The sequence below is a fragment of the Micromonospora yongxingensis genome (genome assembly GCF_052601155.1).
Genome location: NZ_JBQXEO010000015.1, coordinates 44,497 through 70,402, shown reverse-complemented (window position 1 = coordinate 70,402; position 25,906 = coordinate 44,497). Strand labels below are relative to the sequence as shown.

The following is a 25,906-nucleotide window of genomic DNA, read 5'->3' as shown; positions in this document are numbered from 1 at the left end:
TACGTCAGCTGGTGTCCGATCACGTTGCCCGGCAAGAGCAGCTGCCCGAACCGGACCGGCTGAGTCACATCGCCACAGTGCTGCGCTACCCGACGCCCCAGCGGATGAAGTTGGACACCCGCGCAGGCCGCTCCACGGCCACGCCTCTGCGGTTGCGGCTACCGCCCGGCATTGCGATGAGAGCCCGTGCGATGTCGTTGCGGCTGCCAGGCCAATCGGTTCGGGCACACCGGGACTACCAGGCGAGGTTGCTCACTGACGCGGTCATAACCGCCATCGCCTTCGAGGAGCCATTCGACGACGACTACGTTCGGCGGTGATGATACGGGTACGTTCGGCCGCCGTCGGCAGCGTTTCCAGGCGACGGCGGATGGGCCGTGCGCGCAGGGTTCGGCGAGATTGAGCGCACCAAACGGCACGACGTACCTGCTTCCATCGAACGGTCGAGGAGGCCGACCGATCGGAGCTGATCGCAACGGTGGGCGAAACGCTACGCTCGCCGCCGCATGACTGACTTGCACGGGGGAACGTGATGGACAGACGGGTGTTGGTGCGGCTCGCGGTCGTAGCACTGATTGGGTGGCCCGGCCCTGGTGGGCCCAGCGACGCCCGCTGCGGCGGTGCCCGCGCCGGTCGTGGCCGGGCAGGTCACCGCGCAGGCGGTTGGCGACGAGCTGTACGTGAGCGGAACGTGGTGCCAGAGTGGTGGCGACGGCAGCGAGCAGCGGCCGTTCTGCACCATCTCGGCGGCGGCCGCGGTTGCCGGCCCGGGCCAGACGGTGCTGATCCAGCCGGGCGACTACCAGGAGCAGGTCCGATTTACCAGGTCCGGCACCGAAACGGCGCCGATCACCTTCCGCGCCGTCAACATGACGCGGCAGATGGCGCGGGTCGGCAACTACAACACCACCACCGTGACCGGCACGGTCCTCGATCTGACGGATGTGCACGACGTCACGGTGGAAGGCCTGGTCGTATTCGGGGCCGACGTCGCCGACGCGGTGACGGTGCGGGACTCCAAGCGGGTTCGCCTGGACAAATTGAGCGTGCACAGCGGAATCAACGGCCCTTCCGGGATACGAATCAGCGGCCAATCGGACCAGGTGATGCTCAGCCGGAATGTCATCAACGGCGGGAAGGGCCCGTCCGTGTCCGTTGCGCCCGGCATCACCGGCACGACCATCACCGCGAACGTGCTCGACAACTCCGGCTTGGTCGCGACGGACGCCGTCGGTCTGGTGATCACCGGCAACACGGTCTACGTCGACTGTCGGCGGGGCATCGAAGTGGCTGGGAGTTCCCCGGGCACGTCGATCCACAACAACATCGTGGTCACGGCCCGGCAGCGCAAGCCCTGCGTTACACCGGCGAACGCCGACGGCATTCGGGTGTCCGCCGGGTCCGTGCCCGGTACCAGCACTGACTACAACCTGATCGAACCGCTGAGCGGTGGGGCACCGTACAACTGGGCGGGCACCGTGTACTCGGACCTCGCCTCGTTCGTGGCGGCGACCGGGCACGCCACCCACGACCTCGCAGCCGATCCGAAGCTTCTCCCGACGAATTCCGGGGACCGTGACTATCTGTTCCTCGACGGCAGGTCGCCGGCTCGGGATTCCGCCGACGCCACCGCCACAGGTGTGTTGGACACCGACCTGCTCGACGCATCTTTCGCCGACGATCCGGGCGTGCCGAACACCGGCACCGGCAGCGGATACCGCGATCGGGGCGCGGTGGAGGGTTTGTCGCCGGTGACCCCCGATCCGGTACGTGTCGACCGGAAGGTGGGCGGCGGACCGTTCGACATCGTCGTGCGGGCCGGCTGGCATGCGACCTGGCCGGTCGAGCGGGAACGGGCCTGGTACGCCTACCACCTCGACGGCGAGCACTTCTGGAGGGTGACCGACTCCACCACCGCGGAGTTCACGCTGCGTCGGGCTGACGATGCCTGCGTCGAGGTGTTGATCAGCGCGTCCGATTTCCGGAGTCCCGCTGGGGGTGTGGACCGTGTGTGCACGCAGGTCGGCGCGCGCTACGTGCCGATCACCCCGACCCGACTGCTGGACACGCGGGCGCCGATCGGTGTGCCCGCCTCGCGGCCGGTGGCAGGCTTCGGAACGATCGAACTGCCCATCGGCATCATCGGCGGCGTCCGGGACACGGATATCAACGCGGTCGTGCTCAACGTGACGGTGACCCAGCCGACCTCCGCCGGGTTCATCAGTGTCTTTCCGGGTGGTGAGTGGAGCGACGCGTCAAGCGTGAACTTCGTGGCCGGGGAGACGGTGCCGAACCAGGTCACCGTCCCCGTCCGCAATGGTTCGGTGATGTTCTACAACGCCGGCTCGGGCACCGTCCATCTGGTCGCCGACCTGCAGGGCTTCTACGCCGCGGCCGGTTCCGGCTTCGCGTCGGCTCCACCAACGCGAGTTCTGGACACCCGGGACAGCGCAGGAGCGCCCATCTCGGCCAAGGGGACCCGGACCCTCGACCTTTCCGGCCGGGTGCCCGCCACCGCGACCGCGGCCGTGCTCTCCGTGGCGGTCACCGCGCCGACCACCAGCGGTGTGCTGACCGTCTATCCGTACGGATCGGCGGCGCCTGTCGCGTCCAGCCTCAACTTCGTCGCCGGGCAGACGATTCCCAACCTGGTCACCGTGCCGGTGGTGAACGGTCAGGTCAACATCTTCAACAACAGCTCCGGCACCACGCACGTGATCGCGGACCTGGCCGGTTGGTTCAGTCCGCAGGCCACCCAGACGTTCGTGCCGATGACGTCGAAGCGGATCGTGGACTCCCGGTCCAGCGTCGGGCTTCCCGGCCGTACCCCGGCTCCGCTCGCCGCCCGGGAGACAGTCCGGTTCGCGCCGTTCCGCAGCGAGGCGATCTGCAACCCGGCCTGCCCGGCCCCCACCGCCCTGCTGGGCAATGTGACTGTCACCGCGCCGACCACGCCGGGCGTGCTCACTCTCCACCCGGGCGGCGCGGCGCGACCCACCGCCTCGAACGTCAACTTCGTCACCGGTGAGACGGCGTCGAACGCCGCGGTGGTCGCCGTGGGCTCCGGCGTCGACCTCTTCCACAACAGCGGGGGTACGTCCCACGTCATCGTCGACCAGGCGGGCTACTTCATCGCCGCCGCGTCCTGACCCGGCGGCTGCTCACTCCGGCGACCGGGAAGGGTTCGTCCTACACACGTCGCGCCGTTGGGCGGCATGCCATGTAGATCGCCTCGCGATCGGCTTTCGAGTGCCGGCAGCTGCCCATGCTCGGTCGGGCCTTGGGGCGACCTCACGGACACGATCATCACCCTTCGTAGCCTGATCCGCCGGGCCTGGACCACCCACCGCTGGGACGAGCGTCCGAAGCGACGTCCTTGAGCCCCGCCCATCTGCCCGGCCTCTTACACGCAGACTGTTCCCGCTGGTCAGCAACCCTGTTGTGGTTTCAGGCGACGCGGGTCTCGTAAGTCTCGCGGTTGGCGAGCACATCGTCCATGTGCACCTCGGCCCAGGCCTTGAGGCCCCGCATCATCTCGTACAGCGACAGGCCGAGATCCGTCAGCTCGTAGGAGACCGTGACCGGCACGGTCGGCACCACGGTGCGGGACACCAGGCCGTCGCGCTCCAGGGAGCGCAGCGTCTGGGTGAGCATCTTCTGGCTGACGCCGGCCAGCAGGCGCTGCAACTCCGAGTAGCGCATCACCCGGGGCTCGCCGGCGCAGTCGGCGCCGGCCTCATGCGCGCTGTCGCTGCCGAGCCCGGCCAGGATCAGCGTGACCCACTTGTCGGAGATCCGGTCGAGCAGCTTGCGGCTGGGACAGGCCGCCACGAAGGCGTCGTACTCCACCTTGGCCTGTGCCCTTTGCTGGGCCGCCGTCATCGTCGCCATGGACCGTTCCTCTCACCTGCAGGTGCCCTACGAACTCGGAAGTGCCTACTTCCCGATTGGAAGCTACGCACCAATAGTGGTGAAAGGAGCCGTCAGGCACCATCCCCTGGCTCGACACGAAAGGCACACCATGAGAACCCCCTCCGCCTCGCTGCCCGGCGGCACCTGGAACCTGGGCGACCTGACAGTCACCCGGTTCGGCTACGGCGCCATGCAGCTCGCCGGCCCCTGGGTCATGGGGCCGCCCGCCGACCGCGACGGCGCACTCGCCGTCCTGAGCGAGGCCGTCGGCCTTGGCATCACCCACATCGACACCGCCGACGCCTACGGGCCGCACATCACCAACCAGCTGATCCGCGAAGCCCTGCACCCGTACCCCGACGCGCTGCACATCGTGACCAAGGTCGGCGCGACCCGGGACCAGGAGGGCGGCTGGCCCCCGGCGCGCAAGCCCGAAGAGCTGCGCAGGGCCGTCACCGGGAACCTGGAGAACCTCGGCCTCGACACGCTGGACGTGGTCAACCTCCGGCTCGGCGACGCCCAGGGCCCCGTGACCGGTTCGCTCGCTGAGGCGTTCGAAACACTCGTCGAACTCCAGCAGCAGGGAATGATTCGGCACCTCGGCGTGAGCAACGCGACGACGGCACAGATCGCAGAGGCACGCTCGATCGCGCCGATCGTGTGCGTCCAGAACATGTACAACCTCGCCCACCGCCAAGACGACGAGCTGCTCGACGAACTCGCCGAACAGGACATCGCCTACGTGCCCTTCTTCCCCCTCGGCGGCTTCAGCACGCTGCAATCCTCAGCGCTCACGGCCGTGGCCACCCGGCTGGACGCGGCGCCGATGTCGGTTGCCCTGACCTGGTTGTTGCAGCGATCGCCGAACATCCTGCTGATCCCCGGCACCTCGTCGGTGGCACACCTGCGCGAGAACGTCGCAGGCGCGGAACTCCAGCTCTCCCACGACGATCTCGCCGAGCTCGACAAAATCGGCCGCTAACCCCACAGCGGGCAGCAGCGCCGCGAATTGGTCCCACAATGGGTCGGTCAGCCATGCTGGAAGAACGGGCACGGGTCTCCCCAGTGATCACAGAGCGTCGCAACTCCTTGATCACGGAGACCGTGCTCCTCACTGCCCGAGTGTCCCACCCGCCTATCTGCGCGGCTCTAAACGCGGAACGTTGACGCGGTGGATCGCCATTTCATCGCAGGACTTACCCGCCGCTAGGCAGTGTCTTCAAAGGATCTTGGTGTCGGATGATGTAGCGCGTGGGTCGTCGCTACGAATTGTCTGACGTCGAGTGGGAAGCGCTGTCGAGGTATCTGCCGTCGGCGGTGACCGGTGGTCGGCCTCGGGTCGATGACCGGCGGGTGCTCAACGGGATCGTGATCTCGACACCGTCGTAACCAAGTCGCCGCTCACCCCGTGCGCCGCCGGCGACGTCGGCGGCGGCCCCGGCGACTGGCACCTGCTGCCGCCCGGGTTCGGCGAGGCCTTCACCCGCATGTTCGTGCTCCGGCCACTGCGCCGCACCGGCCGCGCGCTGTGCGAGTTCCTCAACTCCCCACATAACGCCGGGTACGACCACCGCCTCCACCCACTCACCGATCTGCCGGTGCCAGCCGAGATCCTCAACGACGAGACGTTCAGCGACCACCTTGAGGACCTCCGCCGGTCCCGCGCTGACCTCGCCCGGATCACCGCCGGCATCCTGCCCAACGTGTTCGAGGGCACCCGCGCCGACCTGGCCAAGACCCGGCGCGCGGTCAGCGTCTCGCTCGCCGAGGCGGCCCTCACCACGGAACTGCTGCAACCGCTGGAGGACCCGTTCTGGCGCGCCGAGTACGCGTACCCGTTCCCCATCGCCGCCCTGGCCCGCCACTATCGGATCGCCGCCTCACCCGCCCAGCGCAAGGAAGCGCTGCTCAGATTGGGTGAGTCGGTAGCCCGCACGATCGGGAATCTTGCTCTTGCCGTGCTGGTCGGCCGCAACGACAACCGGATGTCGGCCGAGCTGCGCCGCAAATTCGAGCGCAGCGCCACCTGGGGCACCCTGGAACTGGATGATCAAGGACCTGCGCACGCCCGGCCCTGTGCCCGAGCTTACCGAACTCGACAGCATCCTCGACGAGAACAGCACCCACACCCGGCTCACCCAAGCCCTCAAGTTCCGCAACGACTCCGGGCACTCCTTCGGCGTCCAGCCCGCCCACGAGCTGGAGGAGGAGATCGCCCAGATCGAGCCGGTCGTCCAGCTCACCCTCGAGTCCGCCAGCTGGCTCGCCCAACTTCAGTACGACCTGGTCGACCGCTGCGAGTACACCGGCGCCGGCTTTCGCCTGATCGGCCGGCGGCTGCGCGGCAGCCACCCCGACTGGGAGCCGTTCGAACGCCTGCTCTCCGGCCCGGTCACCCCGCACCGCGTCTACGTCAACGGCCCCTCCAACGCAGCGGCGATCGAACTGTGGCCGACCGCCGGCGCCGAACTGTGCCCGAAGTGCCGCCAGTGGGAGTTCTTCGCCATCAATGAGGTCCACCGGCACACCGCCACCCTGCGCAGCGGCCGCGACCACGAGATCGACCGCCAGCTGACCTGAACAGCGGCAGTCTGGGGTCGCACGGATCCGGTGCGCAAGCAGCGACAGAACGCTCGGCTGCCGCCGTTCCTCGACGTCGGCCACCCCCTGGGCGAACGCCGCATCCTGGCACTCGGCGAATCCCGGCGTCCCGCCACCCTCCCACCGGACGAAGACCGACGGCAGGCCGAGGGCGGCTGTGTGCAGCCGGAACTCAGCCTCCGTCAGTACACTCCGGCCCGAGATCCTGTTAACCCCTTACGACATCGCCTCTATGCGCGCGTCTAGGACAAGCTGGGAGCGTTGGATGCAACCCGATGAGGCCCTCGTGCGTTCCTGGCTGCACTCTGCTGTTGAGGACGCCTACGAGGGTGAACGCCAGCTATTTCAGGAGCGGGCCCACGAGCGGTCGGTCGTCTTCCACATCGCCCGGCGCCTGGCCACCCGCGTCGAGGCATGGGCGTGCGATGCAAACTCGGCGGGGTGGTCGGTGGACGTCGAGTACGACAGATGGCATCCCGGGGATGTCGAGTGGTTGAAGAAGCGGCTCCGCGGACTCGATGGGCATTCCGAGAATGACGTCTATCCCGACCTGATCCTTCACCGCCGATCGGGCTCATCGGCTGAACACAACCTGCTTGTGGTCGAGGTCAAAAAGGAGGGTGCGCGCGGTCGCGAACATGACTTGAAGAAACTACGCGGTTTTGTGGCACACCCATTCTCCTACCGGCTGGCCGCGTTTATCACGCTGTCCGCGGACGGTGGAGAGCCGCTGTGGCACTGGATAACGGACTGATCAGGCGAGTCGATGGAGTACTGGCCGCGTCTACCCAACTCCCGCGCTGGCCAATCAACCGGGGCGGTACCGCCTGCGATGAACATGCAAGACTCCCTGAGGCGCAACGGATTCGGGGAGGGGCGGCAGGTGGCTGACAACGCGCCGACACCGGTCCACCTGTCGAAGGTGCTCGACGGCCTTGCCGCGAACCCGGCGCTACCCGCCGGCTTGGTCCGCCGCTTGGTGCGCTACCGGCGCGGCTTCGGCACGTCGCCACGCGCGCCGACCTGACCCTGGACCTGATCGAGGGGATCCTCGCCTCGGGTCATCGCTGGCTGCTGCACTCGCTCGCACTCAACCCTCGGGTGCCGAACGCCATCCGGATGCGATTGGCCGCCCACGCCGACCCCGACGTCCGGGCTGCCCTGGATGTGGGTGCCCGTGACGCACCCCGCGAGTTGTACGAGCGACTCATCGACGATCCGGACACACGGGTGCGGGAGTACCTTGCCGAACGCGACGACGTACCGGCCGATCTGCTGGCCCGGCTCGCCGGCGATCCTGACCCGCAGGCCCGGGCCACGCTCGCACGGTGGTGGACGCCGGCACCCGAGGCGGTCCGGCGGGTCCTCCTCACCGACCCCGTCGACGAGGTTCGCGCAGCTGCATGCTCCACCTACTACGCCCGGTCGCCGCATCCTGTGCCGCCGCCCGACCTCGTGGCGGGACTGTTCGCCGACCCGGTTACCCGCGCCGCACCCGTACGCCACGCGCTCTTGACCTCGGAACTGGCCGCACGGCTGGCCGGTGACCCCGACTACCAGGTTCGCCGCTGGGTCGCCGAACACCCGCAGCTCCCCCCACCAGTACGGGACCGGCTCACCGACAATCCCAGCGCGCACGTACGCGTCGGAGTCTCCGGCCGCCGGGACACGCCCGAGCCGGCACGCCACTGTATCTATGAGGACATCCAGCAGGGCGAGCGCCCGCTGACCGACCTGCTCAACGCCGATCTAGACGACGATGCGCTGCTGCAAGTCGAAGACCACATGGCCGTCGCCGAGCTGCGGTACCTGCGGCTCGACTGGGTCACCGCCGACCCGCTGCCCTACGTGTCCTCGCCATACGTCTGTTTCCGTCGCTCTGCGGCACGGAGCCGGGCGCTGCCGGCCGACGCGGTCATCCGGCTACTCAACGACGACGACAGCGGCGTCCGTACGACCATGGCCACACACGCCCCACACCTGGTCGACCTGGCCACGGCCGAACGAATCGACCGTGAGTTCCAGCCGGACAAGAAAACGAACTGGCGACCGGCCGACGAGTTCACCTTCCCGCCACAGACCCTGCGCCGGCTGGCCACCGACCCGGATCCACGGATGCGATGCCTGGCACCCCGAGATCTGGACCTGCCCGCCGAGCTGGCCGAACCTCTGGCCACCGACCCCGACAGCTTGGTTCGCCACGCAGTCGCCGGGCATCCGAACCTACCGGTCCACATGCGTCGCGCCCTGCTCGCGGATCTGAACGATCAGGTAGCGCAGGCAACGGCCGCGGCACCGACACTGCCGGTATCCGAAATGGATCGGCTCCTCACCCTCGCAGGCGTCTAACCAGACAGCTCGGTGGACCGAGGTGATTTGAACTCACGAGAACCTCATGTCGAGCCTCGTTCAGGGCTTGTCATTACTTGTCAAAACCCCTTGTTACCGACCGCAGCCATCCCGACCTTGTCATTGACTGACAGAAGTAGGCGCTGAGCTGCCCAGAAACGCCTATCGATGATCGCTTCTTGTCACTGGTTCTCAACTACAGGCGGGGGTTTCGGGGGGTAAACGGGGACAGGCCGACAGACCGACGCCAGAATCCCGCGCACCCCGCAGCCGCCATGGGACCTACCGTCACCCAAGAGAACGACGTGCGCCTGCCCATCCCGGCCCGCCTACCGCAGGCACGGGGTTCGTATCGGTGGGGCGACACGAACGCTTGCCCCACCATTGCCGATCACCCTCCGCAGGATTCTGAGGCTCGCAAAGCTTTAGACGCCCCCGAGCCGCACCGACGACGACGCGGGCGTCACGTCCCCTGCGAATGGCTGTTCTTCGACCTCAACCCATGGTCGAACGTCCTCGGTCACCCTCGGCGGACATGGCACGATGGCCGTGTCCTGCGCCGCCGGTGGCCGGGCACGACACTGATGGAGTCGGATGTCAGAGCTGGCCGGCACACCGGTGCCAGGGTTGGCGAAACCGTGGACGCACGACCCGGTCACCGCCGGCCCGTATCGGCTGGTCGGCCGGCTGGGCGCGGGTGGGCAAGGGGTCGTCTATCTCGGTGAGGACGACGCCGGTGACCGGTCGCGGTCAAGATGGCCAACGTCGATCTGACTGATCCACGGGCGCGGTCGCAATGAGCGTCGACCGGGGCGGCCGGAGCATCCGGGGATGATCGCGCCGGCTGACCGCCGCCGGGACGACACATGATCGCCACGCTGACCGGCGTGGGGCCGTCCCGTGGTCTGCCGCAGCCACGCCAAGCGGTCTTCCAGCGCACGCTTCCGGCTCCCCCAGTCCAGGAGCACGGGGCTGCGCGCCAACCACCGCAGCTGAGGACGGGTCGGCGACGGGTACGTCCCCAGCGCGGTCGAGGCTACGTCCACAGCGCGGTCGAGGCCGGTTTCGCGTCGGGCGCAGCGGGCACTGCCCGCTCATGCCAATCAGCGCGGAACGCACCTGGACCACACCCTCGGGTTGATGCTCAACGGGCTACGCCTGGCTATCTGCGATGTGGCACCGCGAGGGCGGGTCCGCCGCCGGGTCGCTCAGACGCCGCCCAGCGATCCTAAGGAGAGATTCCGACGCCGATGTTCAGCCGGAAGTAGGCCGAATGCGGCGAGCCCCGGACGCCGAGGCTTCCCCAGTATCGCCAGCTCGATGTGGGAGGGTACGCTGCTCATCTGTGGCCGATGCCTGGGCGGTGTCGGCAGTCCGGCGTCATGAAGCGGCGCAGTTCGTGGGTTTCTCTCTGGGCCCTGCAGTGATCCGCATGCCCGGGCGCCCTCTGTCGCGTCTGTGACGTGCCCTCGTGAGAGACACCAGCCGTGACCGACACCGACCCCATGCTGCCTGTCGCCGCATTCGCGGAGTTGGGCCGGATCAAGTTCAATGAGACCGATTTCAGCGGTGTCCTGTTCCGGGTGGCCGCTGTGGCCACCCGGACCGTTCCGGGTGCAGACGAAGCTTCTGTCACGCTGGTCGGATCCGGTGGGGCGCACACCGCGGCGTTCACCGGCACCCTCGCCCTCACCCTCGACGAAGCGCAGTACACGCAGGGCGACGGGCCATGCCTCATGGCGGCAGCGGCCACCATGACCGTGCGCGTGCCGGACATGGCAGCGGAAAGTCGCTGGCCGACCTGGGCCGGTCAGGCCCGGACCGCCGGCGCTGGCAGTTCCCTGTCGATCGGCCTGCCCATGCACGAGTACGTCACGGGAGCGCTCAACATCTACGCCACCCGACCCGACGCCTTCGGTGACGAGTCGGTGACCCTCGCGGAGAACTTCGCCGACTACGCCGCCGTCGCCATGACCAATGCCCACCTGTACGACACCCAGGTCACCCTGGCGCAGCACATGCAGACCGCGATGAAGAGCCGCGCGGTGATCGAACAGGCCAAGGGCATCATCATGGGCGAGCGGCGCTGCACCGCCGACGAGGCCTTCGCGATCCTGGCGAAGATCTCCCAGAGCTCCAACCGCAAGCTGCGCGACGTCGCCACTGCCCTCGTCGCCCGCGCCGCATCGACCGGAAGCCATGAGCCGGCACCTCGTCAACGGTGATGCACCGACGCTGTCACAGCCAGCGATCCCTCTGCTCCCCCTGCTCTGCGGGGCGGCCCCGGACGGGATCTTCTTACCGACCAGGGCCTGGCCAGGACACTTGTCGCGAACCGCACCCCGGCCTCTCGCCAGGCTATGCCGCCAGAACCGTCCAGGCACCACCGGCAACGCGCCTGGCCGTATGAGGCGGCCGAGCCACCCCTCTCCGGCACCATGAGCGGCTAGGTAGGCGGCCAGCCAGAACGCTCGGGGTGCCGACAGGTAACCGAGTCCGGCCGACGACGCCCGCCGCGTCCGGCCTGCCACTCCAGCAGCAGCCATCCGATGCCGACCACCGACACTAGGGCCAAGCCACCCCATTCCAGTACGGGCAGCAGCCATACCTGCGCCGCCGTCGGCTCGACCAGCCAACCACTGGCGGTGGGCCGGTACGACTCACAGTCCCCTGGCCCGATATCGCGGAGCCCGGAGCATGGCCGAAACAGCCGTCAGCCGACCCAGCTGTAACGGCGTTCCGGCCGGCCGGCCGCCCCGTAGCGCAGAGTAACAGCCGCCCGGCCGGTAGTTGAGAAGTGCTCTAGGTAGCGCCGGGCGCTGACCCGGGAGATTCCCACCTGATTCGCGCATTCGGCTGCCGAGAGGCTGCCGGAGTTCTCCCGGAGTGCGCGTTCCACCAGCTCTGCGGTCTCGATGCTGAGACCCCGCGGCAGGGTGGGGGTGACGTGCGAGCCGCCTCGGGACAGCACCCGGTCGACGTCGGCCTGGTCGCTGACCACCGCCGCACGAAGCGAGTTTCGCCGCGCTGCGTACTGCTCCAGCCGGGTACGCAGCTCGTCGAACCCGAAGGGCTTGAGCAGATAGTTGACCGCGCCGTAGCGGACAGCCCGGCGGACCGTCTCGGCCTCCCGGGCGGCGCTGATCACCAGGATGTCGCAGTCGTGCCGGGCGGCACGCAGCCTGGTCACCACGTCGAGGCCAAACATGTCCGGCAGGTAGAGGTCGAGAAGCACCAGGTCGGGCCCGAACTCGTCGACCGCGGCGACGGCCTGTTCGCCGGTGCCTGCGGTGCCGACGACCCGGAACCCGTCGAGCCGCTCGACGAACCCCCGGTGAATCCGGGCCACCATGAAGTCATCGTCGACGACCAGGACGCCGATCAACGAACTCCCTCCAGCATGGTGGCCACCGACATCCGTGCGGTGAACATCGCGCCCTCCTCGGTATTCGTCACCGCGATCTCCCCGCCGCGCCGGTTGCAGACCAGCCGAGTGAGCGCCAGCCCAATGCCGCGCTCGCCGCCCTGCGCCGCCTTCGTGGTGAAGCCCTGGGTGAAGACTTCCTGGGCCAGCTCCGGGGCGATCCCCGGTCCCGAGTCCCGCACGATGATCTCCACGGACGAGGCGTCCTGGCGCAGCTCAACCTCCACCCAGGCCGGGCCATCCGCCGCACCGGTGCCGCCGCCGGCCGGGCCGGAGTCCCGGCCGGCGGCGACGGCATCCACGGCGTTGTCGACCAGGTTGCCCAGCACCGTGGCGACGTCCGCGGTGACCTCCGGCTCCATCCGGTCCAGGCTCGTCCGTTCGGAGACCCGCAGCTCCACCCGACGCTCGGCGGCCACCGCAGACTTCGCCATCAACAGCGCGGCGATCGCGGTGTCGTGGATCCGCCTGGTCACCGTCAGGTCGAGCGACGCCCGGTGCCGGCTCAGCGCGTCCACGTACCGGACCACCTCGTCGTGTTCGCCGATCTGGATCAGCCCGGAGATGGTGTGCAGCTGATTGGCGAACTCGTGAGTCTGCGCGCGGAGCAGCTCCGCGGTGCTGCGAAATGACCCGATCTCCCGTTCCAGCCGGGCCAGCTCGGTGCGGTCCCGCAGCGTGGTCACCGAACCGAGCCGGCGACCGTCCTTGTTGACCGTCATCCGGTTCATGACCAGCACTCGGCCGGCACGGACGACAACCTTGTCACGGGCCTCCGGACCCTCGCCGGCGCCGGCCAGCACGTCCCGCAGCCGGCCGGAGATGCGCAGGTCGGCGAGGCTGAGCCCGAGGCAGTGCTCGGGCAGGTCGAGCAGCCGGCGCCCGACGGCGTTCACCAGGGTGACCCGCAGTTGCGGGTCCAGCGCGATGACGCCTTCGGCGATGCCGTGCAGCAGCGCCTCCCGGTGCTCGGCCAGCCCGGCAATCTCCCGCGGCTCCAGGCCCAGGGTCTGCCGCTTGATCCGCCGGGCCAGCAGCCAGGACCCAACCACCCCAAGAGCGCTGGCGATGCCGAGATAGGTGAGGAGGTACGAGGAGGCGCCGACCATACGCTGCGACCACGTCGGCGAGGCCTCACCGATCATCACGGCACCGAGATAGCGGCCGAGGTTTTCCTTGCGGTCGCCGAGAACCGGAACCTGGGCCACCAGTTCCCGCGATCCGCCGACCTCCAGCTCGCCGAACCAGCTACGGCCGTCGGTCACTCGGGGATCGCCCAGCACTACGGCGGCGCCCACCAGGGTGGGGTTAGTGGAGCTGACCACCCGGCCGCGGGCGTCGGCGACGCTGACCGTGGTCACGCCGGCCTGGGTCAGCACGTTCTGCACCAGCGGCGCGATCGTCTCTCCCGGGGCCGGCTGGGTGAGGCGGTCGCGCAGCAGCCGGTTGCCGGCGAGCTGCTCGCCGAGGGCTGCGACGCGGCGGCCCTCCACCCGGTTGAAGGTCGCCGCCGACTGAGCCAGGGACACGGCGGCCACGGCCAGCAGCACCACGACGATGATCGCGAGCTGGAGGACCAGCAGCTGCCCGGCCAGGGTGCGGCGGCGGGAAGTGATCGCGACCACAAAGACCTCAATTTCCACTGGTGACAGAAGGCAGACACGGAGTTCACCCGGAAGCCATCATCTTGCCGCCGGACTCCTTCGAAACGGAAGAGAAACATGATGGCAACTCGGAGAAACGTGCTGGTCATGGGCGTCGCCGCCGCGACGGCGCTGGCGCTGGGCGCCTGCGGCGCCACCGCCGGACAGAACGAGGGCGGGGCCGGCGACGACGGCAAGCCGGTCGCCGGCCTGCGGATCATGGTGCCGAACACCCCCGGCGGCGGGTACGACACCACAGCCCGCACCGCCGCCAAGGTGATGGAGGACGCGAAGATCGCCACCGGCGTGCAGGTGTTCAACCTGCCCGGCGCGGGCGGCACCGTTGGCCTCCAGCGGATGGTGAACGAGAAGGGCAACGGCAAGCTCGCCATGCAGATGGGGTTAGGCGTGGTCGGTGCCTCCTACACCTCCAAGTCGTCTGCGACGCTCACCCAGACGACCCCGCTGGCCAAGATGATCGAGGAAGCCGGTGCCATCGTGGTGCCGAAGGATTCGCCGTACAAGACGATCGGCGATCTGGTCGCCGCCTGGAAGAAGGACCCGAAGAAGATCGCCGTCGGCGGCGGCTCCTCGCCAGGCGGCCCGGACCACCTGCTGCCCATGCAGCTCGCCAAGACGGTCGGCATCGACCCGCGCCAGGTCAACTTCGTCTCCTACGACGGCGGCGGCGAACTGCTGCCGGCGGTACTCGGCGGCAAGGTGGCCTTCGGCGCCAGCGGCTTCGGCGAGTTCCTCGACCAGGTCGAGGCGGGACAGCTCCGGGTCCTCGCGGTGACCAGCGAGCAGCCCATCGAGGCGCTCAAGGATGTGCCGACCCTCAAGGCATCCGGGATCGACCTGGTCTTCACGAACTGGCGCGGCATCGTCGCCCCGCCCGGCATCAGTGACGGCGACAAGAAGGTCTGGATCGACGCGCTGACGAAGATGCACGAATCCGAGGAGTGGAAGGCCGAGCTCGCCAAGCGGGGCTGGAGCGACGCCTTCGTGACCGGTGACGCCTTCGCTACCTTCCTCGCCGAGCAGGACACGTCCGTGGCCGACCTGCTCAAGCAGCTTGGGCTGGCGTGACCGGCATGACGACCCGACCGGACCGGGGCGGCGACCCGCCGCACCGCCCGGCGGCGCCGGAGGCGAGCGCTCCCGTCGTACCACCGATCCCGGCACAGCCGACCGCGGGGGCCCATCCGGTGCCCCCCACGACGGAAGCCGAGACGACCGCGGAGCGTACGCCGGACCTATCCACGGTGGCGCGACCAACAGCGGCCGACGACCGGCCGTCGGTTGCGGACGCCCTCGCCGGCGTGACCCGGACCGCGAAGCCGGACCGGGCGCAATACGGCGTCTGTGCGTTCCTCGCCGTGGTCGGCGCACTGGTCATCGTCGACGCGATGCGGATCGGGCACGCGATCAACAGCGCCGACCCGATCGGGCCGAAGCCAGTGCCGATCCTGCTCGGTGCGCTGTTGCTGGTGGTCGCCGCGATCTACGCAGTGGACGTGGCCCGCGGCGGCGCGGGTGAGCCGGAGGCCGGCGAGGACGTCGACCTGAGCAGCCCGATCGACTGGCGGACGGTTCTCCTGCTGATCGGGGCTTTTCTGGTCAACGCGGTGCTGATCGACCGACTCGGCTGGGTGATCAGCGGCACCCTGCTGTTCTGGGGTTCGGCGTTCGCGCTGGGCAACCGGCATCACATCCGCAACCTGCTGATCGCCGTCGCCCTGTCGCTGATCACCTTCTACACGTTCGCCATCGGGCTGGGCGTCAACCTGCCCGCCGGCGTCCTGCAAGGAATCCTCTGATGGACAATTTCGGCCACCTGCTCGACGGGTTCGCCAATGTGCTGACCCCGATGAACCTGCTGATCGCGCTGCTCGGCGTGACCATCGGCACCGCCGTCGGTGTGCTGCCCGGCATCGGCCCGGCGATGACGGTGGCGCTGCTGCTGCCGGTCACCTACGGGATGGAGCCGACGCAGGCGTTCATCATGTTCGCCGGCATCTTCTACGGCGGCATGTACGGCGGCTCGACCACCTCGATCCTGCTGAACACCCCCGGTGAGTCGTCCTCCGTGGTGACCGCGATCGAGGGCAACAAGATGGCGAAGGCGGGTCGGGCCGCGCAGGCGCTGGCCACCGCCGCGATCGGCTCCTTCGTAGCCGGCACCATCGCCACCCTCCTGCTGGTCGTGGTCACCCCGCCCGTGGTGGCATTCGCGATCAGTCTCGGCGCGCCGGACTATTTCGCGCTGATGCTGCTCTCATTCGTGGCGGTGACCGCGGTGCTCGGCGCCTCCCGGGTGCGCGGCTTCGCCTCGCTGCTGATCGGCCTGGCCATCGGCGTGATCGGGATCGACCAAACCGGCCAGCAGCGGCTCACCTTCGGCATCCCGCAACTCGCCGACGGCATCGACGTGGTGGTGGTCGCGGTGGGCATCTTCGCCGTCGGCGAGGCACTCTGGATCGCCGCGCACCTGCGGCGCAAGGCCGCAGAGGTGATCCCAGTGGGCCAACCCTGGATGGGCCGGCAGGACTGGAAGCGGTCCTGGAAGCCCTGGCTGCGCGGCACCGCGTACGGGTTCCCGTTCGGGGCGCTGCCGGCGGGCGGGGCGGAGATCCCGACCTTCCTGTCGTACGCGACCGAAAAGAAGCTGTCGAAGCACCCGGAGGAGTTCGGCAAGGGCGCGATCGAGGGTGTCGCCGGGCCGGAGGCGGCCAACAACGCCTCCGCTGCCGGGACGCTGGTACCCATGCTGGCGATCGGCCTGCCGACCAACGCCACCGCCGCGGTCATGCTGGCTGCCTTCCAGCAGTACGGCATCCAGCCCGGCCCGCTGCTCTTCGAGCGGGAGTCCGCAATGGTCTGGACGCTGATCGCCAGCCTCTTCGTCGGCAACCTGCTGCTGCTCGTGCTCAACCTGCCCCTCGCGCCCGCCTGGGCCCGGCTGCTGCGGATCCCGCGCCCGTACCTCTACGCCGGGATCATCTTCTTCGCCTCGATGGGCGCGTACGCCGTCAACGCCCAGCCGTTCGACCTTTTCCTGTTGCTCACCCTCGGCCTGATCGGGTTCGGGATGCGGCGCTTCGGGCTGCCGATCCTGCCGCTGATCGTCGGGGTGATCCTTGGCCCTCGGGCGGAACTTCAGGGCCGGCGGGCGCTGCAGCTCGCCGGTGGCGACCTCTCCGGTTTGCTCGGTGGCTGGGTGTCCTGGCTGATCTACGCCACCGTGCTGGTCGTGCTGCTCTGGCCGCTGCTCAGCCGGTTCCTCGTACGACCGCTTCGGGAAAGGTTGGTGACCGGATGACCGTGCTGGTGGGGTACGTGCCGTCGGCGTTGGGCGAGGCGGTCCTGTGCGCGGCGGTTGAGCAGGCCCGGTTCCGCGATGAGCCGGTGTTCGTTGTCAACACCTCGCGCGGAGACGCGCACGTCGACCCGCGGTTCGCTCAGGACCACGACCTCGAACGTGTCCGCCGGGAGCTGACCGGGCTGGGTGTGCGGCACACCGTCCGGCAGTTGGTGCGGGGCCGTGGCGCGGCCGAGGAGATCGTCGAGTTGGCCGAGTCCGAGGACGTGTCGCTGGTGGTGATCGGGATCCGGCACCGGACGCCGGTGGGCAAGCTCATCATGGGCTCCACCGCGCAGGAGATCCTGCTCGGCGCCCGCTGCCCGGTGCTCGCCGTCAAGATCAACTGAGTGTGACGTTTCCTGCCGTCCCCAGGGGCGCACCTTCCTGAACCAGCCGGAGCGGAAGGGAGTCCCCGTGCCAGCCTGCGAACCGCACCCAGCGGCCGTCGCCGCCACCGGCCTACACCCGTCACCGCCTCTGGATCCGACACCCTAAGTGAGAGAAGGACGAACCATGCAGACGCCCACTGCGGACCTTTACGACCGGTACATGGACGAACTCGGCTCGTGCGACACGCAGCTGCGCCAGTTCGGCAGGGTCCACACCTTCGGCGGACCGGCGGTCACCGTGCGGTGCTTTGAGGACAACGCCCTGCTGAAGTTGGTCGTCTCCGCACCGGGCGAGGGGCAGGTGCTGGTGGTGGATGGTGGCGGGTCTGTGGACACGGCTTTGATGGGCGACGTGATCGCCGGTATGGCGGCGGAGAACGGCTGGGCGGGTGTGGTGATCAACGGCGCCGTCCGCGATGTCGCCGCCCTGCGCGCCCTTCCGATGGGCATCAAGGCGCTCGGCGCCAATCCGCGCAAGAGCGCCAAGACCGGGGCCGGCGAGCGGAACGTGCCGGTGGCATTCGGAAACTGCACCTTCGAACCCGGCGCCCAGGTTCACAGTGACGACGACGGTATCGTCGTCCTGCCCCTGGGTCGGCGGGCGTAGGCCTGGACGGAACAGGTTCCCATCGGCAACTGGACGGCAAGCTTGTCGGCCGTCAGCGGGAAGGGGTTGCCGTCGTCGTCGTAGAGGATCAGCGCGGCAACGCCTTTCGTGTGATCGATCCCGCCGTGACCGGTGTACTGGAGGACGTGCGGCCGGACGCGCAGCAGGCTCTCCCGTAAGTCGCGTTCGGTGGCGTCCTCGATGGTCGTCGCCGACGCCCAGCCCTTGAACCGGAGGGTTACGAGACGTCCCTTTAGCTTGATCTTTAACCTGTGCGGCGCGGGCGGGGACTGCTGGATGTCTTCGGTTTCTTCCTTGCGCTCGCGCTGATGTGCACGTCGTGTCGTTGGCCGGGTTGCTTGTTGGGTCGGCCTGGTGGTCGCCCTGGGCCTGGGCGGGAGGGTTTTGGCGCGCTGGCCAGGCAGGCGGTCTTCGCGCGGAGGTGCCGGAACCCTCGGCGGACGCGGGCGGGTGAGAGGCGTTCGGGCGGTGTCGGTTTTTCCCAGGGACGGCGTAGGTCACCGGTGAGGTCGCGTGCTAGGCGCAGCTGCGCGTAGACGGCCAGGATGAGCCAGGTCCACCGGTCAGCGGCTTGTGGAGTGCGGATCTTCGGGCAGGTCCAGCCGAGGGTTTGTTTGAGCAGCCGGAAGGTGTGTTCGATGTCGAAGCGGCGCAGGAACGCCTGCCAGAGCCGGTCGACGTCGGCGCAAGTGGCGTCAACGTCGGACCACCACAGCCATACGGGCTTCGGGATCGCGCCGCTGGGCAGGTGATTCACCTCCAGCCGGATCACGGTGCCTTCGATGAGTGGCAGGTCGCCGGTCTGGTCGATCCAGGCGTTGCGGTGCGTCAGCCGAGGGTGCAGCCGGTTCCAGCTGCGGGCCGTGGCAGCGCCGTAGAGGCGGGTGTCGGTCACCGTGGTCACGTCGGGTGCGCCCCAGCTGGCGGGGTCACCGAAGATGAACTCGCCGCCGTGGCGGGGTGGCCGACCGTTCGTGCCCGGCCGTCGGGGCGGGGCCGCACGGCGCAGCACTCGATCGGAGCGCATCCGGCCCAGCACCTGCACCGGCAGGCCGCGCAGCAGGTATGCCAGTCGGGGCGTGTCGTAGCCGGCGTCGGCGACGATGAGGTTGTCGGGGTCCTCGGGGCGCCACTGCCCAGCGGTGATGAGCCGCTGCACGAGGTGGCGCAGCTGCCCGGCGGTGACGGCGGCGGCATCACCGCTTGGCGCGAGGCGCTGAACAACCAGCGGCGCAGTCCAGCAACTGCGACCGGGCTCCAACGCCGTGACGAAAGAGTACGGCCAGCTAGGGATCATCACATCTCGCTAGGCGGTGTCTTCAAAGATCATGGTGTCGGATGATGTAGTGCGTGGGTCGTCGCTACGAGTTGTCTGACGTCGAGTGGGATGCGTTGTCGAGGTATTTGCCATCGGTGGTGACCGGTGGTCGGCCTCGGGTCGATGACCGGCGGGTGCTCAACGGGATCGTGTGGAAGATCCGGGCCGGGCGGCGTGGCGTGATGTGCCCGCCCGTTACGGGTCGTGGCAGTCGATCTATACCCGTTTCCTCAGGTGGGCCCTTGATGGCACGTTCGAGCGGATGCTCGCCGGGGTCCAGGCCGACGCGGACGCTGCCGGGGACATCGACTGGCTGGTGTCGGTGGACTCGACGATCGTGCGAGCTCACCAGCACGCCGCGGGCGCTAAAGGGGGCGCCGAGAATCGGACGAACCACAAGATCACGCCCTCGGTCGAAGTCGAGGTGGACTGACCACCAAGATTCACCTCGTCTGCGACGGCCTCGGGCGGACTCTGGCGTTCGTGCTCACCGGCGGCAACGTCAACGACTGCACCCGCTTCACCCACGTCATGACCGCGATCCGGGTCGAACGGTCGGGACCCGGACGGCCTCGCGTGCGACCGGAGCACGTCATCGCCGACAAGGGCTACAGCTCCAAGGCCATCCGGGAGCACCTGCGCCGACGCGGCATCGGGCACACCATCGCTGAGCGCGCCGACCAGCAGGCCAACCGCCGCAGACGCGGCAGCCGAGGCGGCCGGCCACCGGCGTTCGACAAGCAGCTCTACAAACGGCGCAACGTCGTCGAACGCTGCTTCAACCGGCTCAAGCAGTGCCGCAGCGTCGCCACCCGCTACGACAGAACCGCGACCTCGTACCAGGCCACCGTCACCATCGCCGCGCTACTCCAATGGTTGTGAACCTTTGAAGACACGGCCTAGGGCGATGCCCCTGTGCGCCCGGCGGAGATCGTTCCGCCAGCGTCCTGGTGGGAACGTCTCTTCGCACGACGAAGAACAAGGGTGCTCATCAAGGCAAGCGTGCCGGAGGCGATGGTCCCGAAGAGAAGATAGTTGTCCCAGTCTCGCCAGATTTGCGATACCCCAGACAAGCCAACTACTCCAAGCAGCCACGACGAACGCTCGCCACGCTAGGAGCCGCCAACCCATGTGGCAGAGTCAAGCAGATCTCCATCAGAGTGTCGACGTCATGTGTACAAGGGCATTCCCGAGTAGTAGCCGAGCCAATGGGCACAAGCTGGCAACCGATGGCAGCAGACGATGCGCCTCGCCGACGTACGGAACGAAGCGTTCTAGCCCTCCGACACGTCGCCCCTCGTCGGCGGAACGGCTGTCGACAGCAACGTTGACAGCAACGCCACCGGACGTTGGCACACGGACGAGCGCTGGCACGGACGGGACTCCGAGCGTGCAGCCCTTGTCGGACGCACGCGGATGCGAGGCCACAGAGCTTGTAAACGAGACGTCGGCGGTTCGCTTGAGGGGCTGGGGTGCCGAGCTCGATCATTGTCCAGCCACCGGTCCGGGGGCCGCGCCGACCGCTAACGGACGTATGCGTACTGTGTAAGACGGCTGCTCGGCCCATTCCTCCGTGTACCGGATCTGCCTGACCTGGCGGTCGTCGAGGTAGAGGGCCACCTGCCTGAGCGCGCCCAGGTGGGCCAAGTCGAGGTTGACGGTGGCCTTGACTTGCAGCACGTCGCCAACGCCGCCGAGGTAGTTCGTCGCATCCGAGGGTGCTTGTTTAGGCCCGTGTACCACCAGGTCAAGCGCGATCCGGCCGGCCAACGGGGACCACGCCAGTCGTGCCGCTGCTTGCCCGGCGGCGTTCAACAGCGCGCGGACCCGCGCGGCGTGGCTGTGACCCGCCGACAGCAGCGAAGTGGCCTCGTTCTTGGTTGGCGGCCATCCCGGCACATCAAACGCGATCTCCGCGGTTCCCTCTGTGCCATTGGGGAGGTCAGTCATGTCGTCGATTGAATCAGGGTGCGTCGGATTTCTTGGCCGCGTGGACAGCCCGAATTTGGGCGGCGATCGATGGACTGGATAGATCATCTGGCACAAGCCGGGCACAACTGACGCCGACAAGGGCCGTCAACCGTTGTAAGGCAGCGGAAGAACCCGCCGAGGTCAGGGGCCCGATCTGCCCGATTGGAGCTGATCAGAAGCACGCCGGAGGGGTTCAGGGTTCAAGTCCGTCCCTGCCTACGGCACTGACAGTACGTAGCCACCCGACGACAACATGGCGACCTTCTGACGGACATCGAGCACGAGTGCCAGTACTGGCGTCCTCGCGTCGTTGGCGGCTAGCTCCGCTTCGCACTTGGCGATCAGCGTTGGCCATAGCAGCCTGGCTAGTTCCGGCTTGTCCTCGCGGACGTGCATGCGGCCCATCGGCACCTTGATGTCGTCGTGCTTCGCGCGCGCAGCCTGAAGTTCGGCCCGCAGGTCCTGCTCCCATGTGGGCGAGGTGACGTCAGGGTTGGCCTGCATCCTCGCGAGTTGGGTGACTGCGGGCACCAGTTCGTCATCAGTGAAATTCGCCAGCTCATACTTGTCGTCGCCCCACACCCGTACCTCGACTAGGTAGTCAAGGTCGGCTTGACCAATCTCGCCGCCCTGGAACGCCACCTCCGCTCGGATGGCGTTCTGCAGCTTGCGCCGTTCGTCAGCGCACTTGGCAGGGCTCTCAAACTTGTTTTCGGCATCCATGGCGATGATCAGCGCCGTCGGCGTGCGGTCGAGAAGCTGGACGTTCTCGCCCGGCCTGACGTTCTTGATCTTCCTGCCAAGGCGGGGTGTTATCTCGTAGCGCGCAATAAGATGCGCGTTGACCTTCGAGCCCTCGCACTGCTGGACTCTGGCCTGCTCTGGCTTGGTTAGGCCGAACTCGGCGAGCAGCCTGGGCACGTGGTCGAGTTCGGTCGGACCTTCCACCAGCAGCAAGACGCGCGGGTGCGGCGATAAGCCCAGTTTCCCAAGAGCCCTTTCCAGGCTGTCGCCATCGCCATCTCTAGGCGTAAGCCGATCATGCAACGCAACACGCCAGGTTAGGTCGGCAACGTTCGGCAGAGGCTCCAGGTGGCCTTGGGCGGCCAGGACTTCGTGAGCGCGGAGGAGGATTTCAGCACCAATGCGCGCCCACATGCAGTCCAGCGGCAGGCCCTTGAGCTTCGACCAGCCGCGGATGCCGGCGTGCCGGGTCAATCGAAGCCAGCCGACAAGTGGGTCATTGCTATGGGCGTCGTCCAGCAGCCACTCGGCTTCCTCACGGAGGATGGCGGGATCAAAGCCGGCGATGGCGAGCAGTTGCACGACGTCGGCCTCGCGCCGGAACCGCAGCAGCCTTTCCTGGGTGATGCCCGGTGGCATACTCACCTGACCTAGCACGCCGGGTAGAAAGAGTGGCGACAAGGCCGCCAGCGCACACACAGTGCGCCGCGTGCGACAGATGCGCTGAGGATCGGCGCTCGTCCGCCAACCAGCTTGGATGATCTCGTATTCGCGCAAGATGTGCCGCAAGTCGAGCAGCTGCCACGGCGAGTAGGTGTAGCCGTCCCACCACGAGTGCCGGTCATCGTCGCCGACACTCGATGGGCGCTCGAACGGCCATGCCTCCGAGCAGCCCTCCCGGGCGCTGTCGCGCAGCCGCCCATCGCGAGCGGCCTCCGCCGTCCAACCGCGGGGGTTCATGCCGGAGGCCGTTTCGGTCTCGACGCGCAACTCGGCCACGGTGTGATCGTCCACGCGGTAAAACGGTGCCAGCAGGCCGGTTTCGTGCAGTTTCCACAGGCCTTCCATCGACAGGTTGATGCCACGCTCCCTGGCCTGCTTGAGAAAGTCGTTTGTCCCAAGCAAGCCGTCCTGGGTGAAGATGAAAGGGATGGTCAGCAGCGCGAGCGGGCCGGCTGCCGGTGATGGCTTAGCGGGAGCCGATGTTGCGTTCGACGTCACAAAGATGAAGTCTAATGTTCGCTCATGGTGATCGCTGGGGACGGCTTCCCGCCCAACGCGATCGACCAGAACTGGCTGTGGGTGGAGTTCGGTGGCGAATTACTCGATGCCGACATGGCCGGCGTCTACGAGCTAAAGCCGGTAGCCGGCACCGACCCGCCGTAGATTTACGTCGGGGCGCCGGGGGGCGACCTTTAGACCAGAATGATCGGGCACCGGCCTGCTTCGTCTCACTTGTCGTCTCTTTTATTGGCGTACGGGAGCGACTGTAGACGAACGGACGGGCGAGTTGGCCTAGGTGGCGAACCGGCCCGACTGATCGCGTATGGGGCCGAGCAGACTTGGAAAGCGTGCCTGGGCGTTGCTCACGCTGGCCCCGGCTTTGCTGGTCTCAGTTGTGGTCTCTTTCATCACCTACAAGGCCGTCCGTCGGAGGCCGGACCAGGTTTCCCGCCCTGCTCATGGACCCAGTCGGTTGAAGCTGAACGTCGTATCGCAGACCTCGAAAGCATGCGACTGCCGGGCAGGTTAGCCAGCGCCCTCGAACGCAACGCGTGAGGCAGCAAGCCCGGACGAGCAGCCAAGCCGCGGGCATGGGCGGACGACCACGGACTAGTACTCCAACGTCACCTGGCTTCGGCGTTCGGCGTGGCAGCGGCAGATCGCGGGCGGCCACGTGATGGCGGTGCGGTCATGGCCCGGAGACGACATTATGAAGAGCGTGAGTTCTTCCCTCGACACTCTGCCGAAGATCGGTGCGCCAGCCACGCGGGCCTTGAACAACGCTGGTTACGCGGCTCTGCGTGAGCTTGCCGGGGTGCCGCGCGTTGAGCTGGTCAAGCTGCACGGCATGGGGCCGAAAGCGCTACAAACCATTCAGAACGCGCTCGAGCAGCACAACCTGAGTCTGGGTTAGCACTTGAGGTCACTTGATCCTCGGCTGGCGCGGCGGTCGAGTCTGCGCTGGTAGTGGGATCGTCGGGCTCGGGCTTGGGATGTTCGTCGCCAGATCGACCAATGCAGGGTGTGCGCTGGTGGTAGCGGCAGGGTGAGGACGAAGGCGTTGAGGAGTCGGCGGATCTCGGCAACGGTCAACGCGATGATCTGCGGGTCGGTGTCGGGCTGCCGAGCGGCGAGGACGGTCAGGACGGCCAGGGCGAGCATGGCCAGGGTGATGAACCGATGCCAGCCGGTCCAGCCACGGACTTGGTAGTGGTCCAGTCCGACCTGGCCTTTGCTGGTCTGGAACAACTCCTCGATACTCCAGCGGGAGCCGGCGACGGTGATGAGGGTGTGCAGCGGCGCCGGGCGGGGTGACCAGCACAGGTAGAAGGCCAGCGCGCCGGTGCTGCGGTTGCGGCGGATGAGCAGCCACCGATGCTCACCGGGCCCGGTGGCGGTGGTGATCCAAGCCCACAAGTAGTCGCGGTGACCTTTCGCGCCCGGCCCGCAACTGTGCAGCTGCCACTCGGCCGTGGGGATCCGCAAGGCGAGGTCGTCGACCCGGACCAGGGTGCGGCCGTCGTTGACCGCCACGCGTCGGTCACAGCCGACGGCCAGGACGTAGCCGATCCCACGCTGTTCGAGGTCAGCACGCAGGCCGGGGTCGGCGCCGTAGACCTCATCGCCGGTCACCCACCCGAACGGGACACCGGCGTTCAACGCGGCGGCGATCATCTGCCGGGCCAGGGCAGGTTTCGTGGCGAACCCGACATCGTCAGGGACGCCGGCGGCGGCGAGACGCTCGGGCTGCTCGCACCAGGTCGTCTCCGGCAGGTAGAGCCGGCGGTCGATCAACGCCCGCCCCGCGGTTGACACGTAGGCCAGGAACACCCCGACCTGACTGTTCTCGACACGACCGGCGGTGCCGGTGTACTGCCGCTGCACCCCGACCGAGCACACGCCCTTCTTCAGGAAACCCGTCTCGTCAGTGACCAGCACACCGTCGGGGTGGCCGAGCCGCTCGATCAGCCAATCACGCACATCATCGCGGACGGCATCGGCGTCCCACACCGCCGTACGCAGCAGCCGCTGCATCGCCTGCGGATCGGCGTGACCAGCCCGTTCCGCGAGGGACCAGCAGGTCTTGCGTTCCATGCCCGACAGCAGCCCTTCCACAAACTGCGCCGCCGTCGCACGCGGCTCGGCCCGCACGAACCGGTCAGCGACACGCGTCACCGCCTCGTCCAGGATGACCCGCCAACAGGCGGGGCCCACGCTGTGGCACACGGCCACCGCACGATCTTCGGTTGTCCTCACAAACCATCGATGATCAACGCGGTGGCCGTCCTCATGCCGCGCCACGCCCAACGACGAAGCCAAGTGACGTTGGAGTACTAACA

At 68.0% G+C, this 25,906-nt stretch carries 22 protein-coding genes and 3 pseudogenes; 16 read left to right on the top strand and 9 right to left on the bottom strand.

Annotated elements, in window-relative coordinates; genetic code table 11:
• Nucleotides 1-620: 620 nt before the first annotated feature.
• Both ACTWLT_RS19250 and ACTWLT_RS19245 read left to right on the top strand, forming a co-directional pair.
• A complete protein-coding gene (locus ACTWLT_RS19250) occupies nt 621-3,149 on the top strand; it encodes a right-handed parallel beta-helix repeat-containing protein (protein ID WP_445319585.1) in 2,529 nt (842 codons plus the stop codon).
• A 138-nt stretch (nt 3,150-3,287) separates the two neighbouring features.
• Nucleotides 3,288-3,380, top strand: a pseudogene (locus tag ACTWLT_RS19245) (IS5/IS1182 family transposase); the annotation flags it as partial.
• Nucleotides 3,381-3,447: 67 nt separating this feature from the next.
• Here the strand turns inward: ACTWLT_RS19245 and ACTWLT_RS19240 are convergent.
• Nucleotides 3,448-3,891, bottom strand: a complete 444-nt coding sequence (locus ACTWLT_RS19240; RefSeq protein WP_445319584.1) for a winged helix-turn-helix transcriptional regulator — start codon at nt 3,889-3,891, stop codon at nt 3,448-3,450.
• Between the two features lie 130 nt (nt 3,892-4,021).
• Here ACTWLT_RS19240 and ACTWLT_RS19235 point away from each other — a divergent pair, with 130 nt between their 5' ends.
• On the top strand, nt 4,022-4,894 hold the full coding sequence (locus ACTWLT_RS19235; protein WP_445319642.1) for an aldo/keto reductase family oxidoreductase: 873 nt from the start codon (nt 4,022-4,024) through the stop codon (nt 4,892-4,894).
• Between the two features lie 280 nt (nt 4,895-5,174).
• Here ACTWLT_RS19235 and ACTWLT_RS19230 read toward each other — a convergent pair whose 3' ends face one another.
• Nucleotides 5,175-5,708 (bottom strand): hypothetical protein, encoded by a 534-nt coding sequence (locus tag ACTWLT_RS19230; RefSeq protein ID WP_445319583.1) that lies wholly within the window; start codon nt 5,706-5,708, stop codon nt 5,175-5,177.
• Between the two features lie 84 nt (nt 5,709-5,792).
• Nucleotides 5,793-5,966, bottom strand: coding sequence for a hypothetical protein (locus ACTWLT_RS19225; protein ID WP_445319582.1), 174 nt, complete (start codon nt 5,964-5,966; stop codon nt 5,793-5,795).
• Between ACTWLT_RS19225 and ACTWLT_RS19220 the strand changes: the two genes are divergently transcribed.
• From ACTWLT_RS19220 to ACTWLT_RS19200, 5 genes are all read left to right on the top strand, one after another.
• On the top strand, nt 5,959-6,492 hold the full coding sequence (locus ACTWLT_RS19220; RefSeq protein WP_445319581.1) for a hypothetical protein: 534 nt from the start codon (nt 5,959-5,961) through the stop codon (nt 6,490-6,492). The two genes, ACTWLT_RS19225 and ACTWLT_RS19220, sit on opposite strands and share 8 nt — an antisense overlap.
• Nucleotides 6,493-6,778: 286 nt before the next feature.
• Nucleotides 6,779-7,267 carry a hypothetical protein gene (locus ACTWLT_RS19215; protein ID WP_445319580.1) on the top strand — a complete coding sequence of 163 codons (489 nt, stop codon included), beginning with the start codon at nt 6,779-6,781 and terminating at the stop codon, nt 7,265-7,267.
• 129 nt (nt 7,268-7,396) lie between these two features.
• Complete coding sequence (locus tag ACTWLT_RS19210) at nt 7,397-7,540, top strand: hypothetical protein (RefSeq protein WP_445319579.1); 144 nt, start codon at nt 7,397-7,399, stop codon at nt 7,538-7,540.
• 92 nt (nt 7,541-7,632) lie between these two features.
• Nucleotides 7,633-8,862, top strand: coding sequence for a hypothetical protein (locus tag ACTWLT_RS19205; RefSeq protein ID WP_445319578.1), 1,230 nt, complete (start codon nt 7,633-7,635; stop codon nt 8,860-8,862).
• A 1,505-nt stretch (nt 8,863-10,367) separates the two neighbouring features.
• Entirely contained in the window at nt 10,368-11,087 is a 720-nt protein-coding gene (locus ACTWLT_RS19200) for a GAF and ANTAR domain-containing protein (RefSeq protein WP_445319641.1), read from the top strand.
• A 488-nt stretch (nt 11,088-11,575) separates the two neighbouring features.
• On the opposite strand, the gene ACTWLT_RS19195 is transcribed toward ACTWLT_RS19200, so the two are convergent.
• On the bottom strand, nt 11,576-12,247 hold the full coding sequence (locus ACTWLT_RS19195; RefSeq protein ID WP_445319577.1) for a response regulator: 672 nt from the start codon (nt 12,245-12,247) through the stop codon (nt 11,576-11,578).
• The gene (locus ACTWLT_RS19190) at nt 12,244-13,911 is read right to left on the bottom strand and encodes a sensor histidine kinase (protein ID WP_445319576.1); all 1,668 of its coding nucleotides are present in this window, start codon (nt 13,909-13,911) and stop codon (nt 12,244-12,246) included. The genes ACTWLT_RS19195 and ACTWLT_RS19190 overlap by 4 nt, the downstream gene beginning before the upstream one ends.
• A gap of 99 nt (nt 13,912-14,010) precedes the next feature.
• On the opposite strand from ACTWLT_RS19190, the gene ACTWLT_RS19185 reads away from it, so the two are divergent.
• The 5 genes from ACTWLT_RS19185 to rraA all read left to right on the top strand — a co-directional run bounded on the left by ACTWLT_RS19185 (nt 14,011) and on the right by rraA (nt 18,289).
• Nucleotides 14,011-15,018 carry a Bug family tripartite tricarboxylate transporter substrate binding protein gene (locus tag ACTWLT_RS19185; protein WP_445319575.1) on the top strand — a complete coding sequence of 336 codons (1,008 nt, stop codon included), beginning with the start codon at nt 14,011-14,013 and terminating at the stop codon, nt 15,016-15,018.
• 5 nt (nt 15,019-15,023) lie between these two features.
• Nucleotides 15,024-15,749 (top strand): tripartite tricarboxylate transporter TctB family protein, encoded by a 726-nt coding sequence (locus ACTWLT_RS19180; protein WP_445319574.1) that lies wholly within the window; start codon nt 15,024-15,026, stop codon nt 15,747-15,749.
• Nucleotides 15,749-17,251: a tripartite tricarboxylate transporter permease gene (locus tag ACTWLT_RS19175; protein WP_445319573.1), complete on the top strand. Its 1,503-nt coding sequence runs from the start codon at nt 15,749-15,751 to the stop codon at nt 17,249-17,251. Before ACTWLT_RS19180 ends, ACTWLT_RS19175 begins: the two co-directional genes overlap by 1 nt.
• Complete coding sequence (locus tag ACTWLT_RS19170; RefSeq protein WP_445319572.1) at nt 17,248-17,640, top strand: universal stress protein; 393 nt, start codon at nt 17,248-17,250, stop codon at nt 17,638-17,640. The genes ACTWLT_RS19175 and ACTWLT_RS19170 overlap by 4 nt, the downstream gene beginning before the upstream one ends.
• 166 nt (nt 17,641-17,806) lie before the next feature.
• On the top strand, nt 17,807-18,289 hold the full coding sequence (rraA, locus tag ACTWLT_RS19165; protein WP_445319571.1) for a ribonuclease E activity regulator RraA: 483 nt from the start codon (nt 17,807-17,809) through the stop codon (nt 18,287-18,289).
• Nucleotides 18,290-18,554: 265 nt separating this feature from the next.
• Here rraA and ACTWLT_RS19160 read toward each other — a convergent pair.
• Nucleotides 18,555-19,610, bottom strand: a pseudogene (locus ACTWLT_RS19160) (transposase); the annotation flags it as partial.
• 50 nt (nt 19,611-19,660) lie between these two features.
• Between ACTWLT_RS19160 and ACTWLT_RS19155 the strand changes: the two are divergent.
• Nucleotides 19,661-20,510: pseudogene (locus ACTWLT_RS19155) on the top strand (IS5 family transposase).
• 603 nt (nt 20,511-21,113) lie between these two features.
• Here the strand turns inward: ACTWLT_RS19155 and ACTWLT_RS19150 are convergent.
• On the bottom strand, nt 21,114-21,578 hold the full coding sequence (locus tag ACTWLT_RS19150; RefSeq protein WP_445319570.1) for a RusA family crossover junction endodeoxyribonuclease: 465 nt from the start codon (nt 21,576-21,578) through the stop codon (nt 21,114-21,116).
• Nucleotides 21,579-21,815: 237 nt separating this feature from the next.
• Nucleotides 21,816-23,564, bottom strand: coding sequence for a hypothetical protein (locus ACTWLT_RS19145; protein WP_445319569.1), 1,749 nt, complete (start codon nt 23,562-23,564; stop codon nt 21,816-21,818).
• A gap of 24 nt (nt 23,565-23,588) precedes the next feature.
• On the opposite strand from ACTWLT_RS19145, the gene ACTWLT_RS19140 reads away from it, so the two are divergent.
• Nucleotides 23,589-23,729 (top strand): hypothetical protein, encoded by a 141-nt coding sequence (locus tag ACTWLT_RS19140; RefSeq protein ID WP_445319568.1) that lies wholly within the window; start codon nt 23,589-23,591, stop codon nt 23,727-23,729.
• 547 nt (nt 23,730-24,276) lie between these two features.
• Complete coding sequence (locus tag ACTWLT_RS19135) at nt 24,277-24,480, top strand: helix-hairpin-helix domain-containing protein (RefSeq protein WP_445319567.1); 204 nt, start codon at nt 24,277-24,279, stop codon at nt 24,478-24,480.
• On the opposite strand, the gene ACTWLT_RS19130 is transcribed toward ACTWLT_RS19135, so the two are convergent.
• Nucleotides 24,477-25,781 (bottom strand): IS701 family transposase, encoded by a 1,305-nt coding sequence (locus tag ACTWLT_RS19130; RefSeq protein ID WP_445319640.1) that lies wholly within the window; start codon nt 25,779-25,781, stop codon nt 24,477-24,479. The two genes, ACTWLT_RS19135 and ACTWLT_RS19130, sit on opposite strands and share 4 nt — an antisense overlap.
• Between the last annotated feature and the right edge of the window lie 125 nt (nt 25,782-25,906).

Coding starts and splice junctions, on each gene's coding strand:
- ACTWLT_RS19240 (WP_445319584.1), bottom strand. CDS start 3,891: ATGGCGACGATGACGGCGGCCCAGCAAAGGGCACAGGCCAAGGTGGAG.
- ACTWLT_RS19235 (WP_445319642.1), top strand. CDS start 4,022: ATGAGAACCCCCTCCGCCTCGCTGCCCGGCGGCACCTGGAACCTGGGC.
- ACTWLT_RS19220 (WP_445319581.1), top strand. CDS start 5,959: ATGATCAAGGACCTGCGCACGCCCGGCCCTGTGCCCGAGCTTACCGAA.
- ACTWLT_RS19215 (WP_445319580.1), top strand. CDS start 6,779: ATGCAACCCGATGAGGCCCTCGTGCGTTCCTGGCTGCACTCTGCTGTT.
- ACTWLT_RS19205 (WP_445319578.1), top strand. CDS start 7,633: ATGCGATTGGCCGCCCACGCCGACCCCGACGTCCGGGCTGCCCTGGAT.
- ACTWLT_RS19200 (WP_445319641.1), top strand. CDS start 10,368: ATGCTGCCTGTCGCCGCATTCGCGGAGTTGGGCCGGATCAAGTTCAAT.
- ACTWLT_RS19185 (WP_445319575.1), top strand. CDS start 14,011: ATGGCAACTCGGAGAAACGTGCTGGTCATGGGCGTCGCCGCCGCGACG.
- ACTWLT_RS19180 (WP_445319574.1), top strand. CDS start 15,024: ATGACGACCCGACCGGACCGGGGCGGCGACCCGCCGCACCGCCCGGCG.
- ACTWLT_RS19175 (WP_445319573.1), top strand. CDS start 15,749: ATGGACAATTTCGGCCACCTGCTCGACGGGTTCGCCAATGTGCTGACC.
- ACTWLT_RS19170 (WP_445319572.1), top strand. CDS start 17,248: ATGACCGTGCTGGTGGGGTACGTGCCGTCGGCGTTGGGCGAGGCGGTC.
- rraA (WP_445319571.1), top strand. CDS start 17,807: ATGCAGACGCCCACTGCGGACCTTTACGACCGGTACATGGACGAACTC.
- ACTWLT_RS19150 (WP_445319570.1), bottom strand. CDS start 21,578: ATGACTGACCTCCCCAATGGCACAGAGGGAACCGCGGAGATCGCGTTT.
- ACTWLT_RS19140 (WP_445319568.1), top strand. CDS start 23,589: ATGGTGATCGCTGGGGACGGCTTCCCGCCCAACGCGATCGACCAGAAC.
- ACTWLT_RS19135 (WP_445319567.1), top strand. CDS start 24,277: ATGAAGAGCGTGAGTTCTTCCCTCGACACTCTGCCGAAGATCGGTGCG.